Origin of the sequence: Streptomyces sp. NBC_00259 (genome assembly GCF_036181745.1) — a bacterium.
GTDB classification, from domain to species: Bacteria; Actinomycetota; Actinomycetes; order Streptomycetales; family Streptomycetaceae; genus Streptomyces; species Streptomyces pratisoli.
In genome coordinates this window covers 1,908,722-1,922,201 of sequence record NZ_CP108080.1, presented here as the reverse complement: position 1 = coordinate 1,922,201, position 13,480 = coordinate 1,908,722, and the positions used below count along the sequence as shown (strand labels likewise).

At 70.8% G+C, this 13,480-nt stretch carries 11 protein-coding genes; 9 read left to right on the top strand and 2 right to left on the bottom strand.

Annotated elements, in window-relative coordinates; translation table 11 throughout:
• Positions 1 to 157 precede the first annotated feature (157 nt).
• The 7 genes from OG766_RS08640 (at position 158) to OG766_RS08610 (ending at position 9,841) form a co-directional block, all read left to right on the top strand.
• Entirely contained in the window at positions 158 to 886 is a 729-nt protein-coding gene (locus OG766_RS08640) for a VIT1/CCC1 transporter family protein (RefSeq protein WP_266374932.1), read from the top strand.
• A 404-nt stretch (positions 887 to 1,290) separates the two neighbouring features.
• A complete protein-coding gene (gene gltB, locus OG766_RS08635; RefSeq protein WP_266374934.1) occupies positions 1,291 to 5,856 on the top strand; it encodes a glutamate synthase large subunit in 4,566 nt (1,521 codons plus the stop codon).
• Positions 5,849 to 7,309 carry a glutamate synthase subunit beta gene (locus OG766_RS08630; protein WP_266374935.1) on the top strand — a complete coding sequence of 487 codons (1,461 nt, stop codon included), beginning with the start codon at positions 5,849 to 5,851 and terminating at the stop codon, positions 7,307 to 7,309. Before gltB ends, OG766_RS08630 begins: the two co-directional genes overlap by 8 nt.
• A 198-nt stretch (positions 7,310 to 7,507) precedes the next feature.
• A complete protein-coding gene (locus tag OG766_RS08625; RefSeq protein WP_266374936.1) occupies positions 7,508 to 8,338 on the top strand; it encodes a helix-turn-helix domain-containing protein in 831 nt (276 codons plus the stop codon).
• On the top strand, positions 8,335 to 8,535 hold the full coding sequence (locus tag OG766_RS08620) for a DUF397 domain-containing protein (RefSeq protein WP_266374937.1): 201 nt from the start codon (positions 8,335 to 8,337) through the stop codon (positions 8,533 to 8,535). Before OG766_RS08625 ends, OG766_RS08620 begins: the two co-directional genes overlap by 4 nt.
• A 2-nt stretch (positions 8,536 to 8,537) precedes the next feature.
• On the top strand, positions 8,538 to 9,260 hold the full coding sequence (locus tag OG766_RS08615; RefSeq protein WP_266374939.1) for a vWA domain-containing protein: 723 nt from the start codon (positions 8,538 to 8,540) through the stop codon (positions 9,258 to 9,260).
• A gap of 77 nt (positions 9,261 to 9,337) precedes the next feature.
• Entirely contained in the window at positions 9,338 to 9,841 is a 504-nt protein-coding gene (locus OG766_RS08610; protein WP_266374941.1) for a pyridoxamine 5'-phosphate oxidase family protein, read from the top strand.
• A gap of 1 nt (position 9,842) precedes the next feature.
• Here the strand turns inward: OG766_RS08610 and OG766_RS08605 are convergent, their stop codons facing one another.
• Both OG766_RS08605 and OG766_RS08600 read right to left on the bottom strand, forming a co-directional pair.
• On the bottom strand, positions 9,843 to 10,814 hold the full coding sequence (locus OG766_RS08605) for an acyl-CoA dehydrogenase family protein (protein WP_328724958.1): 972 nt from the start codon (positions 10,812 to 10,814) through the stop codon (positions 9,843 to 9,845).
• A 2-nt stretch (positions 10,815 to 10,816) separates the two neighbouring features.
• A complete protein-coding gene (locus OG766_RS08600; protein WP_328724957.1) occupies positions 10,817 to 11,968 on the bottom strand; it encodes an acyl-CoA dehydrogenase family protein in 1,152 nt (383 codons plus the stop codon).
• 63 nt (positions 11,969 to 12,031) lie between these two features.
• On the opposite strand from OG766_RS08600, the gene OG766_RS08595 reads away from it, so the two are divergent.
• Together OG766_RS08595 and OG766_RS08590 are read left to right on the top strand one after the other, a co-directional pair.
• Positions 12,032 to 12,820 (top strand): SDR family oxidoreductase, encoded by a 789-nt coding sequence (locus OG766_RS08595; RefSeq protein ID WP_266374946.1) that lies wholly within the window; start codon positions 12,032 to 12,034, stop codon positions 12,818 to 12,820.
• 26 nt (positions 12,821 to 12,846) lie between these two features.
• Positions 12,847 to 13,479 carry a TetR/AcrR family transcriptional regulator gene (locus OG766_RS08590; protein WP_266374947.1) on the top strand — a complete coding sequence of 211 codons (633 nt, stop codon included), beginning with the start codon at positions 12,847 to 12,849 and terminating at the stop codon, positions 13,477 to 13,479.
• The last annotated feature ends 1 nt before the right edge of the window (position 13,480 follow it).

The following is a 13,480-nucleotide window of genomic DNA, read 5'->3' as shown; positions in this document are numbered from 1 at the left end:
GCGTCGGTGTCACCCGCCTGCCACCAGGTAAGTAAAGCCTGCCTTGCTGGCGCGACCCTTACATCGCGCGTACTTTCGAGACGTCGAGGGGGAGCGGGACGCCGTACGAACCCGCCCTGGCAGTACGGACGAACCGCAAGGAAGCAAGGGGAGAGCTGTGTCCATCATCGAGACCGAGGCGACACTCCACGAGGCGCATCGCGACAACCACACGCACCGCGATGTGAGCGGCGGCTGGCTGCGTCCCGCGGTGTTCGGCGCGATGGACGGACTCGTCTCCAACCTCGCGCTGATGACCGGTGTCGCGGGCGGTGCCGTGTCGCAGCAGGTCATCGTCGTCACGGGGCTCGCGGGCCTCGCGGCCGGAGCCTTCTCCATGGCCGCGGGCGAGTACACCTCGGTGGCCTCGCAGCGTGAGCTCGTCCAGGCGGAACTGGACGTCGAGCGTCGCGAGCTGCTGGGGCATCCGGTGGACGAGATGGAGGAGCTGGCCGCGCTGTACGTGGCGCGCGGCGTCGAGCCCCGGCTCGCCCGCGAGGTGGCCGTGCAGCTGTCCAGGGACCCCGAGCAGGCGCTGGAGATCCACGCCCGCGAGGAGCTCGGCATCGACCCGGACGATCTGCCGTCGCCCACGGTCGCGGCCGTCTCGTCCTTCGGCTCGTTCGCGCTGGGCGCGCTGGTGCCGGTGCTGCCGTATCTCCTCGGCGCCACGGCCCTGTGGCCCGCGGTCCTGCTGGCGCTGCTGGGGCTGTTCGCCTGCGGTGCGCTGGTCGCCAGGGTCACCGCACGCGGCTGGTGGTTCAGCGGCCTGCGCCAGCTCGCCCTGGGTGGCGCCGCGGCGGCCTTGACGTACGCCGTCGGGTCCCTCGTAGGGGCAGCCGTCTAGACGGACCTCCTGCCGCCCCACCTGCGGAAACACAGCCTCCGGGACCTTCTGCCCGGAGGTTGTGACGCATGTCCCGGTGCCCGATCGGGCCGCCGAATGCGACACTGGACGTGGCTCACATCAGGAGCCGTTACCCGGCGGTTTCGAATCCTTAACCACCGGGCATGAGCCGTAAGCGCTGTGGGCAACGAAGCCTGCTCTGCATCCGGGTCCGTGGATGGCGATCTGTCCGCACCCGTCCCCACCTGCGCCGCTACCAGACCCCAGACCGCGGTGTCCGCATGTTGGAATGGTCTATCCGCTAGTCGAGAACCACTCCATCATGTAACCTGCACGAAATTTCAGCGGAGGGCCAACGTCGTCCCTCGGCACCGCCATATGCCACGACGACGACGGGAGAGCCGATGCGTTCCTACGCCTGGTCGCCCATGGACGGTCGCCCCGCCCCGCAGGGGATGTACGACCCCCGTAACGAACACGACGCCTGTGGTGTCGGGTTCGTGGCCACCCTGACCGGTGTTGCCAGCCATGAGCTGGTGGAGCAGGCGTTGACCGTACTGCGCAACCTCGAGCACCGCGGCGCCACCGGCTCCGAGCCCGACTCCGGCGACGGCGCCGGCATCCTGCTCCAGGTCCCGGACGCGTTCCTGCGCGAGGTCGCCGGATTCGAGCTTCCCGAGGCCGGTTCGTACGCCGTCGGCATCGCCTTCGTCCCTCAGGACGAGCAGGACGACGCCGTCTCACGGATCGAGACGATCGCCGCCGAAGAGGGCCTGAACGTCCTCGGCTGGCGCGAGGTCCCCGTCGCCCCCGAGCTGCTCGGTGCCACCGCCCGCTCGACGATGCCGGCCTTCCGCCAGCTGTTCGTCGCGGACGGGAACGGCGAGGCCACCGGCATCGCTCTCGACCGCAAGGCGTTCGTGCTGCGCAAGCGCGCCGAGCGCGAGGCCGGGGTGTACTTCCCCTCGCTCTCCGCCCGCACGATCGTCTACAAGGGCATGCTGACCACCGGCCAGCTGGAGCCCTTCTTCCCGGACCTCTCGGACCGCCGCTTCGCCACCGCCGTGGCCCTGGTGCACTCCCGGTTCTCCACCAACACCTTCCCGAGCTGGCCGCTCGCCCACCCGTACCGCTTCGTCGCGCACAACGGCGAGATCAACACGGTCAAGGGCAACCGCAACTGGATGCGCGCCCGTGAGTCCCAGCTGGTCAGCGACCTGTTCGGGAACGAGAAGCTGGACCGGATCTTCCCCGTCTGTACGCCGGACGCCTCCGACTCCGCCTCCTTCGACGAGGTCCTGGAGCTGCTCCACCTCGGCGGCCGCTCGCTCCCGCACAGCGTCCTGATGATGGTCCCCGAGGCGTGGGAGAACCACGACTCCATGGACCCGGCCCGGCGCGCCTTCTACCAGTACCACTCCACGATGATGGAGCCCTGGGACGGCCCGGCCTGTGTCACCTTCACCGACGGCACCCAGGTCGGTGCGGTCCTGGACCGCAACGGTCTGCGCCCGGGCCGCTACTGGGTCACCGACGAAGGACTCGTCGTCCTCTCCTCCGAGGTCGGCGTCCTGGACATCGACCCCGCCAAGGTCGTCCGCAAGGGCCGCCTCCAGCCGGGCCGGATGTTCCTCGTCGACACCGCCGAGCACCGCATCATCGAGGACGACGAGATCAAGGCCGGACTGGCCGCCGAGCACCCGTACCAGGAGTGGCTGGAGGCCGGCGAGATCGAGCTCGAGGACCTCCCCGAGCGCGAGCACATCGTCCACACCCACGCCTCGGTCACCCGCCGCCAGCAGACCTTCGGCTACACCGAGGAGGAGCTGCGCGTCCTGCTGGCGCCGATGGCCCGCACCGGCGGTGAGCCCCTCGGCTCCATGGGTACGGACTCCCCGATCGCGGCCCTCTCGGAGCGCCCGCGGCTGCTCTTCGACTACTTCACCCAGATGTTCGCGCAGGTCACCAACCCGCCGCTGGACGCCATCCGCGAGGAGCTCGTCACCTCGCTGTACTCGTCCCTCGGCCCCCAGGGCAACCTGCTGGACCCGACCGCGGCCTCCTGCCGGTCCGTCACCCTGCGGTTCCCGGTGATCGACAACGACGAGCTGGCCAAGCTCATCCACATCAACGCCGACGGCGACATGCCCGGCATGAAGGCCGTGACGCTGGCGGGCCTCTACCGGGTCTCCGGCGGCGGCGACGCGCTGGCCGCCCGTATCGAGCAGATCTGTGCCGAGGCCGACGCCGCGATCGAGGGCGGGGCCCGCATCATCGTGCTCTCCGACCGGCACTCCGACGCCGAGCACGCCCCGATCCCGTCGCTGCTGCTCACCGCCGCCGTGCACCACCACCTCATCCGCACCAAGCAGCGCACCCACGTGGGCCTGCTGGTCGAGGCCGGTGACGTCCGCGAGGTGCACCACGTCGCGCTGCTCATCGGCTACGGAGCCGCCGCCGTCAACCCGTACCTGGCGATGGAGTCCGTCGAGGACCTGCTGCGCGCCGGTACGTTCATCGAGGGCATCGAGCCCGAGCAGGCCATCCGCAACCTGATCTACGCCCTCGGCAAGGGCGTCCTCAAGGTCATGTCCAAGATGGGCATCTCCACCGTCGCCTCCTACCGCGGCGCCCAGGTCTTCGAGGCCGTCGGTCTCGACGAGGCCTTCGTCGACAAGTACTTCAACGGCACGGCGACGAAGATCGGCGGCGCCGGTCTCGACGTCGTCGCCAAGGAGGTCGCCGCCCGGCACGCCAAGGCGTACCCGGCCAGCGGCATCGCCCCGGCGCACCGCGCGCTGGAGATCGGCGGCGAGTACCAGTGGCGCCGCGAGGGCGAGCCGCACCTCTTCGACCCCGAGACCGTCTTCCGCCTGCAGCACGCCACGCGCAGCAAGCGGTACGACATCTTCAAGCAGTACACGGAGCGCGTGAACGAGCAGTCCGAGCGCCTGATGACGCTGCGCGGGCTCTTCGGCTTCACGTCCGGCCGCGAGCCGATCTCCATCGACGAGGTCGAGCCGGTCAGCGAGATCGTCAAGCGCTTCTCCACCGGCGCCATGTCGTACGGCTCCATCTCCAAGGAGGCGCACGAGACCCTCGCCATCGCCATGAACCAGCTGGGCGGCAAGTCCAACACCGGTGAGGGCGGCGAGGACCCGGACCGTCTCTACGACCCGACGCGCCGCTCGTCGATCAAGCAGGTCGCCTCCGGCCGCTTCGGCGTGACGAGCGAGTACCTGGTCAACGCGGACGACATCCAGATCAAGATGGCCCAGGGCGCCAAGCCCGGCGAGGGCGGCCAGCTGCCCGGCCACAAGGTCTACCCGTGGATCGCCCAGACCCGGCACTCCACCCCCGGCGTCGGCCTGATCTCGCCGCCGCCGCACCACGACATCTACTCCATCGAGGACCTGGCTCAGCTGATCCACGACCTCAAGAACGCCAACCCGGCCGCCCGCATCCATGTGAAGCTGGTGTCCGAGGTCGGTGTCGGCACGGTCGCCGCGGGTGTCTCCAAGGCGCACGCCGACGTGGTCCTCATCTCCGGCCACGACGGCGGTACGGGCGCGTCCCCGCTCACGTCGCTGAAGCACGCGGGCGGCCCCTGGGAGCTCGGCCTCGCCGAGACCCAGCAGACGCTGCTGCTCAACGGTCTGCGTGACCGGATCGTCGTGCAGACCGACGGTCAGCTGAAGACCGGACGGGACGTCGTCATCGCCGCGCTGCTCGGTGCCGAGGAGTTCGGCTTCGCGACCGCGCCGCTCGTCGTCTCCGGCTGCGTCATGATGCGCGTCTGCCACCTGGACACCTGCCCGGTCGGCATCGCCACCCAGAACCCGGTCCTGCGTGAGCGCTACACCGGCAAGGCGGAATTCGTCGTCAACTTCTTCGAGTTCATCGCGGAAGAGGTCCGCGAGCTGCTCGCCGAGCTGGGCTTCCGCACGCTGGAGGAGGCCGTCGGCCACGCCGAGCTGCTGGACACCACCCAGGCCGTGAACCACTGGAAGGCGCAGGGCCTGGACCTGAAGCCGCTCTTCCACGTGCCCGATCTGCCCGACGGCGCCGTACGGCACCAGCTGGTCGAGCAGGACCACGGCCTGGCGAAGGCCCTCGACAACGAGCTGATCAAGCTGTCCGCCGACGCGCTGGCCGCGGCCTGTGCGGAGGAGGCCCAGCCGGTCCGCGCCCAGGTCGCGATCCGGAACATCAACCGGACCGTCGGCACGATGCTCGGCCACGAGGTGACCAAGAAGTTCGGCGGTGCGGGCCTGCCCGAGGACACCATCGACATCACCTTCACCGGCTCGGCCGGCCAGTCCTTCGGCGCGTTCCTGCCGCGCGGCGTCACGCTGCGCCTGGAGGGCGACGCCAACGACTACGTCGGCAAGGGCCTCTCCGGCGGCCGCGTCGTCGTCCGCCCGGACCGCGGTGCCGACCACCTGGCCGAGTACTCCACCATCGCGGGCAACACCATCGCCTACGGCGCCACCGGCGGCGAACTGTTCCTGCGCGGCCGCACCGGCGAGCGCTTCTGCGTCCGCAACTCCGGTGCGCTGGTGGTCTCCGAGGGCGTGGGCGACCACGGCTGCGAGTACATGACCGGCGGCCACGCCGTCGTCCTCGGCAGCACGGGACGCAATTTCGCGGCCGGCATGTCCGGCGGTATCGCGTACGTCGTCGACCTCGACAAGGACAACGTCAACGCCGGCAACGTGGACGCCGTCGAGGCCCTGTCCGACACCGACAAGCAGTGGCTGCACGATGTCGTGCGCCGCCACCACGAGGAGACCGGCTCCACCGTCGCCGAGAAGCTCCTCGCGGACTGGGACGCGGCCGCGGCCCGGTTCAGCAAGATCATCCCGACCACGTACAAGGCAGTGCTCGCCGCCAAGGACGCCGCTGAGCTCGCCGGTCTCTCCGAGCGCGAGACCACCGAGAAGATGATGGAGGCGGCGACCAATGGCTGACCCCAAGGGCTTCCTGACCACCGGACGCGAGGTCGCCAGGACCCGTCCGGTCGGTGAGCGCGTCAAGGACTGGAACGAGGTCTACGTCCCCGGCTCCCTGCTGCCGATCATCAGCAAGCAGGCCGGGCGCTGCATGGACTGCGGTATCCCGTTCTGCCACAACGGCTGTCCGCTGGGGAACCTGATCCCCGAGTGGAACGACTACGCCTACCGCGAGAACTGGCAGGCCGCGAGCGAGCGGCTGCACGCCACCAACAACTTCCCGGAGTTCACCGGCCGGCTGTGCCCCGCCCCCTGCGAGTCGGCCTGTGTCCTCGGGATCAACCAGCCCGCCGTCACCATCAAGAACGTCGAAGTCTCCATCATCGACAAGGCGTGGGACGCCAACGACGTCAAGCCGCAGCCCCCGGACCGGCTGTCCGGCAAGACGGTCGCGGTCATCGGCTCCGGCCCGGCGGGCCTCGCCGCCGCCCAGCAGCTGACCCGCGCCGGCCACACGGTCGCCGTGTACGAGCGCGCCGACCGCATCGGCGGACTGCTGCGCTACGGCATCCCCGAGTTCAAGATGGAGAAGCGGCACATCAACCGCCGTATCGAGCAGATGCGCGCGGAGGGCACCAAGTTCCGCACCGGCGTGGAGGTCGGCCGCGACATCGACGCGGCGAAGCTGCGCCGCCGGTACGACGCCGTCGTCATCGCCGCCGGTGCCACCACCGCTCGCGATCTGCCCGTCCCGGGCCGTGAGCTGAACGGCATCCACCAGGCGATGGAGTACCTGCCGCTCGCCAACAAGGTCGTCGAGGGCGATTTCGTGGCGCCGCCGATCACCGCCGAGGGCAAGCACGTCGTCGTCATCGGCGGCGGCGACACCGGCGCGGACTGCGTCGGCACCGCCCACCGCCAGGGCGCGGCGTCCGTCACCCAGCTGGAGATCATGCCGCGTCCGGGCGAGGACCGTCCGGGCCACCAGCCCTGGCCGACGTTCCCGATGCTCTACAAGGTGACGTCCGCGCACGAGGAGGGCGGTGAGCGGGTCTACTCCGTCTCCACCACCCACTTCGAGGGCGACGAGGACGGCAACGTCCAGTCCCTGCACCTGATCGAGGTCGAGTTCGTCGACGGCAAGCTGACCCAGAAGCCGGGCACCGAGCGCGTCATCCCGGCCCAGCTGGTCACCCTCGCCATGGGCTTCACCGGCACGGACGTCCAGAACGGCCTGGTCTCGCAGTTCGGCGTGGAGCTGGACGAGCGCGGCAACGTGGCCCGCGACGCGGACTTCGCGACCAACGTCCCCGGCGTGTACGTCGCCGGCGACGCCGGTCGCGGCCAGTCCCTCATCGTCTGGGCCATCGCCGAGGGCCGCTCCGCGGCACGCGGCGTGGACCGCTTCCTCACGGGCGTGAGCGAACTGCCCGCCCCGATCCGCCCCACGGACCGTTCCCTGACGGTCTGATCCCACCCCCGAAGACGTCCCGTACAACGGCGTACGGAACAGACCGCGGCGCCTGCCCACCCGTCCCCGACCGGACACCGGGCAGGCGCCGCGGTGCGTTCGCGTGCGCGGACACCGGATTCCGCCCTCACGCAGCGATGGTCAACGGATACGCTCTGTAGGGACCGGCAAGTGCGTTGCGCAAAGGGGACCTTGGCCATGACCGAGCCCAGGAACACCGACCCGTACACCGACCCGAGGGCCTTCTACGGCTCGGAGCTGCGCAGACTGCGCGAGGCCGCACGGCTCTCGCAGGAACAGGTCGGGGAGCGGGTCTTCTGCTCGGCCACCTACATCGGCCAGTTCGAGAACGCGACGCGACGGCCGCAGCTGGAGATGTCGAAGCAGCTGGACGAGGTACTGGGCAGCGGGGAGCACCTTCAGCGGCTGTGCCGGCTGGCCCGCACATCGAAGGTGGCGGACTACTTCGCGGACGCGGCGGAGCTGGAGCGGCTGGCGAAGACGATCTGCGAGTACGCGCCGGTGCTGGTACCGGGACTTCTCCAGACGGAGACGTATGCGCGCGCCATCACGCGCACCGCCACGCCGTTCGCGTCTCAGGACAGTGTCGAGGAGCGTGTCCGTGCCCGGATGGACCGGCAGGGCGTCCTCGGCGATCCGACGAGGCCGGTGCTGTGGGCGATCCTCCAGGAGGCGGTGCTCCGGACGCCGATGGGCGGCCCCGAGGCGATGCGCGAGCAGCTCCTGCACATCGCGGAACAGGGACGGAGCCGCAGGGCGGTGGTGCAGGTGCTTCCCTTCGCCGCCATGAACGAGGCTTTCATCGCCAGCATGGTGTCCGTGATGACCTTCGACGACGCACCTGCGGTGGTGTACACGGAAGGGGCGGGCAGCGGCCAACTCATCGACGATCCCGCCCTGGTCGAGCAGTGCCAGAGGTCATACGATCTCGCCAGGGCCGCCGCGCTGTCGCCGAGGGCGTCCCTCGAACTGCTGGAATCGGTGGCGGAGGACTACAGGATCCCATGAACACCGCAGAGTTGAACGGTGCCGTCTGGCGCAAGTCGTCCTACAGCGATGGCACGGGCGGCAGTTGCGTGGAGGTCGCCGAGCTTCCTGGCCTCGTCCCCGTACGCGACAGCAAGAGGCCCGAGGGACCCGCGCTCGTCTTCCCGGCCGCGGGCTGGGCGTCGTTCGTCGCCGCCGTGAAGGGCTGCGTCATCTAGCCATGGCGGGTATCAGCCTCCGCAAGATGGAGGAGTCCGCCCCGGCCCTCGTCAGCCTGTACAAGAGCGCGGGCGTCTCGCTGGAGAAGCACGGGCTGAACGGTCAGCGCGCGGCCGTCTACCTGGTCGTCGACTACTCCGGCTCGATGAAGCCGTACTACAAGGACGGCAGCGTCCAGGCTCTTGCCGACCGGGTGCTGGGGCTCTCGGCGCATCTCGACGACGACGGGCGGGTGCCGGTCGTGTTCTTCTCCACGGACATCGACGCGGAGACGGACATCGCGCTCGCCGACCACGAGGGCCGGATCGACCGGATCGTCGCCGGGCTCGGCCACATGGGCAGGACCAGCTACCACCTCGCCATGGACGCGGTCATCGACCACTACCTGGACAGCGGCGCCACGGCGCCCGCTCTCGTCGTCTTCCAGACGGACGGCGGTCCCATCAACAAGCTCGCCGCCGAGCGCTATCTGTGCAAGGCGGCGAAGCTGCCGCTGTTCTGGCAGTTCATCGGCTTCGGCGACCCCGGCAGCCGCCAGTTCGAGTTCCTGCGGAAGCTCGACGACCTGGCCGTCCCGGCCAAGCGGCCCGTCGACAACGCGGGCTTCTTCCACGCCGGCCAGGACCCGCGGCAGGTCCGGGACGACGAGCTGTACGACCGGCTCGTCTCCGAATTCCCGTCATGGCTGGCCGCCGCCCGCGCGCAGGGCATCGTGCGCGCGTAACGCCACGCGTACCCTCGGCCGCCTCGGCCGCCGAAAACACGACAGGAGATGTCGGGTATCCCGGCTTTCCTGGAACCATGAACAACAGCTGGGCAGACTTTCAGGCGGCTGAGCCCGACTTCGCCGCGACCGTGCGGCAACGCTTCGAGACGTACACGCACCACGTCCTCGGGACCCTTCGCGCCGACGGGTCCCCGCGGCTGACCGGGATCGAGGTGACCTTCCGCTTCGGGGAGCTGTGGCTCGGGATGATGCCGAACTCGCGCAAGGCACTGGACCTTCGCCGGGATCCGCGGTTCGCCGTCCACGCGAATCCCGGGGCCGACGCGTCCATGGACGACGGGGACGTACGGATCGGCGGACGGGCGGTCGAGGTGACCGACCCGGAGGTGACGGCCCGGTTCCAGGAGGCGACCGAGGCGCCGCAGCCCTTCCATCTCTTCCGGGCCGAGCTGGCCGAGGCCGTACGCACCGGGGTCGAGGGCGACGAACTCGTCGTACGGACCTGGCGGCCGGGCCGGGCGCTGCGGACGATCCGGCGCGGCAACGACGACAGCCCGCCGCGCACGGACGCCCCATGATTCAGCCGGACAGCACCTTCGCGCGGCACTGTGAGGGCGTCCCCCAGGCGTCCCGCAGCGGCCGGGCCTTGCGCAGCCAGAGGGAGAGGTCGAGCTCGTCGGTGTAGCCGACCGCGCCGTGGAGCTGGAGGGCGGTGCGGGCGGCGCCGTACGCGGCGTCGCCCGCCGCCGCCTTCGCCGCGGCGATGTCGGCCGGTGCCGTCGTCAGCGCCGCGCCGAGCACCAGTGGCCGGGTGAACTCGAGGGCGATCAGGGTGTCCGCCAGCCGGTGCTTGACCGCCTGGAACGAGCCGATCGCGACCCCGAACTGGGAGCGCTGTCCCACGTACGCGACGGTCCGCTCCAGCAGCGCCAGCCCGGTCCCGAGCGCCTGGGCGGCGGTCGCGAGCCGGGCCCGGTCGACGGCGCGCGCAGTGGCGGCCGCCACATGAGCCCCGGTCGCCAGCACCTCGCCCCCGCCGTCCGGTACGGCGAGCCGCCGCGCCGGATCGGCCGAGGCCCGTACCGGCCCGTGCCCGGGCGCGACGCGCAGTTCGTCGCCGACGACCGTGAGCGTGACCGACGCCGTGTCCGCGTCCAGCGCGTAGGGCCCGTACCCCTCGAGCGCCAGCGTGGCCACGGTCTCGCCCGCCGCGATCCCCGGCAGGAAGCGCTTCGCGAGAGCCGGGTCGCCGAGGCCGGCGAGCAACGTCGCCGCCGCGGCCGTCTCCACCAGCGGGCCCGGCACCGCGTGCCGCCCCAGCTCCACGAAGGCGAGGGCCAGTTCGATGGGGCGCGGCCCCACGCCCTCGTACGCCTCCGGAACGGCCAGCGCGAAGACACCCGTCTCGGCCAGGCGGGCCCACACCGCGCGCCCGGGACCGGGGTCGCCCGCGCCCCAGGCCCGGGCCGCCCGCGGTGCGTCCGCGGCCGTCAGCATCCCGTCCAGCGAGCGGATGAACGCCCGCTGTTCGTCGGTCGGCAGGAAGCGCATGGTCAGCGGCGTCCCTTCGGCAGGCCGAGCAGCCGCTCGGCGATGATGTCGCGCTGGATCTCGTTCGTACCGGCATAGATCGGGCCCGCGAGCGAGAAGACGTACCCCTCGGCCCACTCACCCGGCCCGTCGGCCAACTCGCCGTCCGCGCCCAGCAGATCGAGCGCGGTCTCGTGCAGCGCGATGTCGTACTCCGACCAGAAGACCTTGTTCAGGCTCGACTCGGCTCCGATCGACCCGCCCGCGGCGAACCGGGAGGCATGGGCGTACGTGAACAGCCGGTACGCCCGCGCCCCGATGACCGCGTCGGCGACCCGGTCACGCAGAGCGGTGTCGGAGGGGTCGGCCGCCGAGCGCCACAGCTCCACCAGCCGGTCCGCCGCGGCGAGGAAGCGGCCGGGGGAGCGGAGCGTCAGCCCCCGCTCGTTGCCGGTCGTCGACATGGCGATACGCCAGCCCTGGCCCGGCTCGCCGATCACGTCCTCGTCCGGTACGAACACCTCGTCCAGGAACAGCTCGGCGAAGGCGGGCTTCCCGTCGATCCGGCCGATCGGCCTCACCGTCACACCCGGCGCCCGCAGGTCGAACATCAGATACGTCAGGCCCCGGTGCGGCCTGTCCGCGTCCGGGTCCGTGCGGAAGATCCCGAACGCCCGGTCCGCGAAGGCCGCCCGCGACGACCAGGTCTTCTGGCCCGACAGCAGCCAGCCGCCGTCCGTCCGCACCGCCCGGGACCTCAGTGAGGCGAGGTCCGAGCCCGCCTCCGGCTCCGACCACGCCTGCGCCCAGATCACCTCGCCGCTCGCCATCGACGGCAGGATCCTGGCCCGCTGCTCCTCGGTGCCGTGGTCGAAGAGCGTCGGGGCGAGGAGATTGATGCCGTTCTGGGAGACCCGGCCGGGCGCGCCCGCCGCGTAGTACTCCTCCTCGAAGACCAGCCAGTGGAAGAGGTCCACGCCGCGTCCGCCGTACCGCTCGGGCCAGGACACCACCGACCAGCGGCCGGCGGACAGCTCCGCCTCCCACTCCCGGTGCGCGGCGAAGCCCTCCGCGGTCTCCAGCGAGGGCAGCGGCTGGTCGGGGACGCGGGCGCGCAGCCAGTCGCGGGCCAGGGCGCGGAAGGCGATCTCCTCGTCGGTGTGGTCCAGGTCCATGGGGTGCCCGCTCCCTCGTCGCGACGCTTCCCTAACAAGTGTTTGGTAGGTTAACTTGCCCGTGTGAGGGACAACAAGGCTCCGTACGTGGCCGGGCACGCGCTGCTGGAGGGCCGTACCGCCGTGATCACCGCGGCCGCGGGGAGCGGCATCGGCGGCGCCACCGCCCGCCGCTTCCTGGAGGAGGGCGCCCGGATCCTCATCAGCGACGCGCACGCGCGCCGCCTCAAGGAGACGGAGGAGACGCTGGCCGGGGAGTTCGGGCCGGCCGCCGTCGACTCGCTGGTCTGCGACGTCACCGACGAGACCCAGGTGCAGGCCCTCTTCGACACGGCCGTACGCCTCCACGGACACCTCGACGTGGTCGTGAACAACGCCGGACTCGGCGGCACGGCCCAGCTCGTCGACATGACCGACGAGCAGTGGTCCCGCGTGCTCGACGTCACCCTGGGCGGCACCTTCCGCTGCACCCGCGCCGCCCTCCGCGCGTTCAGGGCGGCCGGCCGCGGCGGGGCCGTCGTCAACAACGCCTCCGTCGTCGGTTGGCGCGCCCAGGCCGGACAGGCCCACTATGCCGCCGCCAAGGCCGGCGTCATGGCGCTGACCCGGTGCGCGGCCGTCGAGGCGGCCCCGTACGGGGTCCGGGTCAACGCCGTCGCCCCGAGCCTCGCCATGCACCCGCATCTGGTGAAGGTCACCTCGGCCGAGGTGCTGGACGAACTCACCGCCCGGGAGGCCTTCGGCCGCTACGCCGAGCCCTGGGAGGTCGCCAACGTCATCGTCTTCCTGGCCAGTGGCTACTCCTCGTACATGACCGGCGAGACCGTGTCCGTCAGCAGCCAGCACGCGTAGATCCGGGGCGGGACCAGAATGGACACGTGCCGACGACCAAGAAGAAGACCCAGGTGACCGCCTCGCCCGAGCGGCGCCGCGAACTGCTCGACACCGCCGCCGAGGTGTTCGCCGCCCAGGGCTACAACGCCACGACCGTCCGCAGGATCGCGGACGAGGCGGGGATGCTCGCGGGCAGCCTCTACTACCACTTCGACTCCAAGGAGTCGATGCTCGACGAGATCCTCTCCACCTTCCTCGACGAGCTCTGGGCCGGGTACGACGCGGTCCTCGCCGCCGGACTCGGACCGAGGGAGACCATCGAGGCGCTCGTCACCGAGTCCTTCCGGGAGATCGACCGGCACCGTGCGGCCGTGGCGATCTACCAGAAGGAGTCCCGGCACCTCTCCGCGCAGCCCCGCTTCGGCTATCTCGCCGACTCCCAGCAGAAGTTCGAGAAGGCATGGCTCGGGACGCTGGAGCGCGGGGTCGCCGAGCGGGTCTTCCGTGACGACCTCGACATCCGGCTCACCTACCGGTTCGTCCGCGACACCGTTTGGGTCGCGGCCTCCTGGTACCGGCCGGGAGGACAGCACAGCCCGGACGAGATCGCCCGCCAGTACCTGTCGATGGTGCTGGACGGCATCACGACACAGGACGGCATCACGACGAAGGAGTAGC

What these genes read in the sequence shown, in the direction of transcription:
- gltB (WP_266374934.1), top strand. Translation starts at nt 1,291, where the DNA reads ATGCGTTCCTACGCCTGGTCGCCCATGGACGGTCGCCCCGCCCCGCAG.
- OG766_RS08630 (WP_266374935.1), top strand. Translation starts at nt 5,849, where the DNA reads ATGGCTGACCCCAAGGGCTTCCTGACCACCGGACGCGAGGTCGCCAGG.
- OG766_RS08625 (WP_266374936.1), top strand. Translation starts at nt 7,508, where the DNA reads ATGACCGAGCCCAGGAACACCGACCCGTACACCGACCCGAGGGCCTTC.
- OG766_RS08620 (WP_266374937.1), top strand. Translation starts at nt 8,335, where the DNA reads ATGAACACCGCAGAGTTGAACGGTGCCGTCTGGCGCAAGTCGTCCTAC.
- OG766_RS08615 (WP_266374939.1), top strand. Translation starts at nt 8,538, where the DNA reads ATGGCGGGTATCAGCCTCCGCAAGATGGAGGAGTCCGCCCCGGCCCTC.
- OG766_RS08610 (WP_266374941.1), top strand. Translation starts at nt 9,338, where the DNA reads ATGAACAACAGCTGGGCAGACTTTCAGGCGGCTGAGCCCGACTTCGCC.
- OG766_RS08605 (WP_328724958.1), bottom strand. Translation starts at nt 10,814, where the DNA reads ATGCGCTTCCTGCCGACCGACGAACAGCGGGCGTTCATCCGCTCGCTG.
- OG766_RS08600 (WP_328724957.1), bottom strand. Translation starts at nt 11,968, where the DNA reads ATGGACCTGGACCACACCGACGAGGAGATCGCCTTCCGCGCCCTGGCC.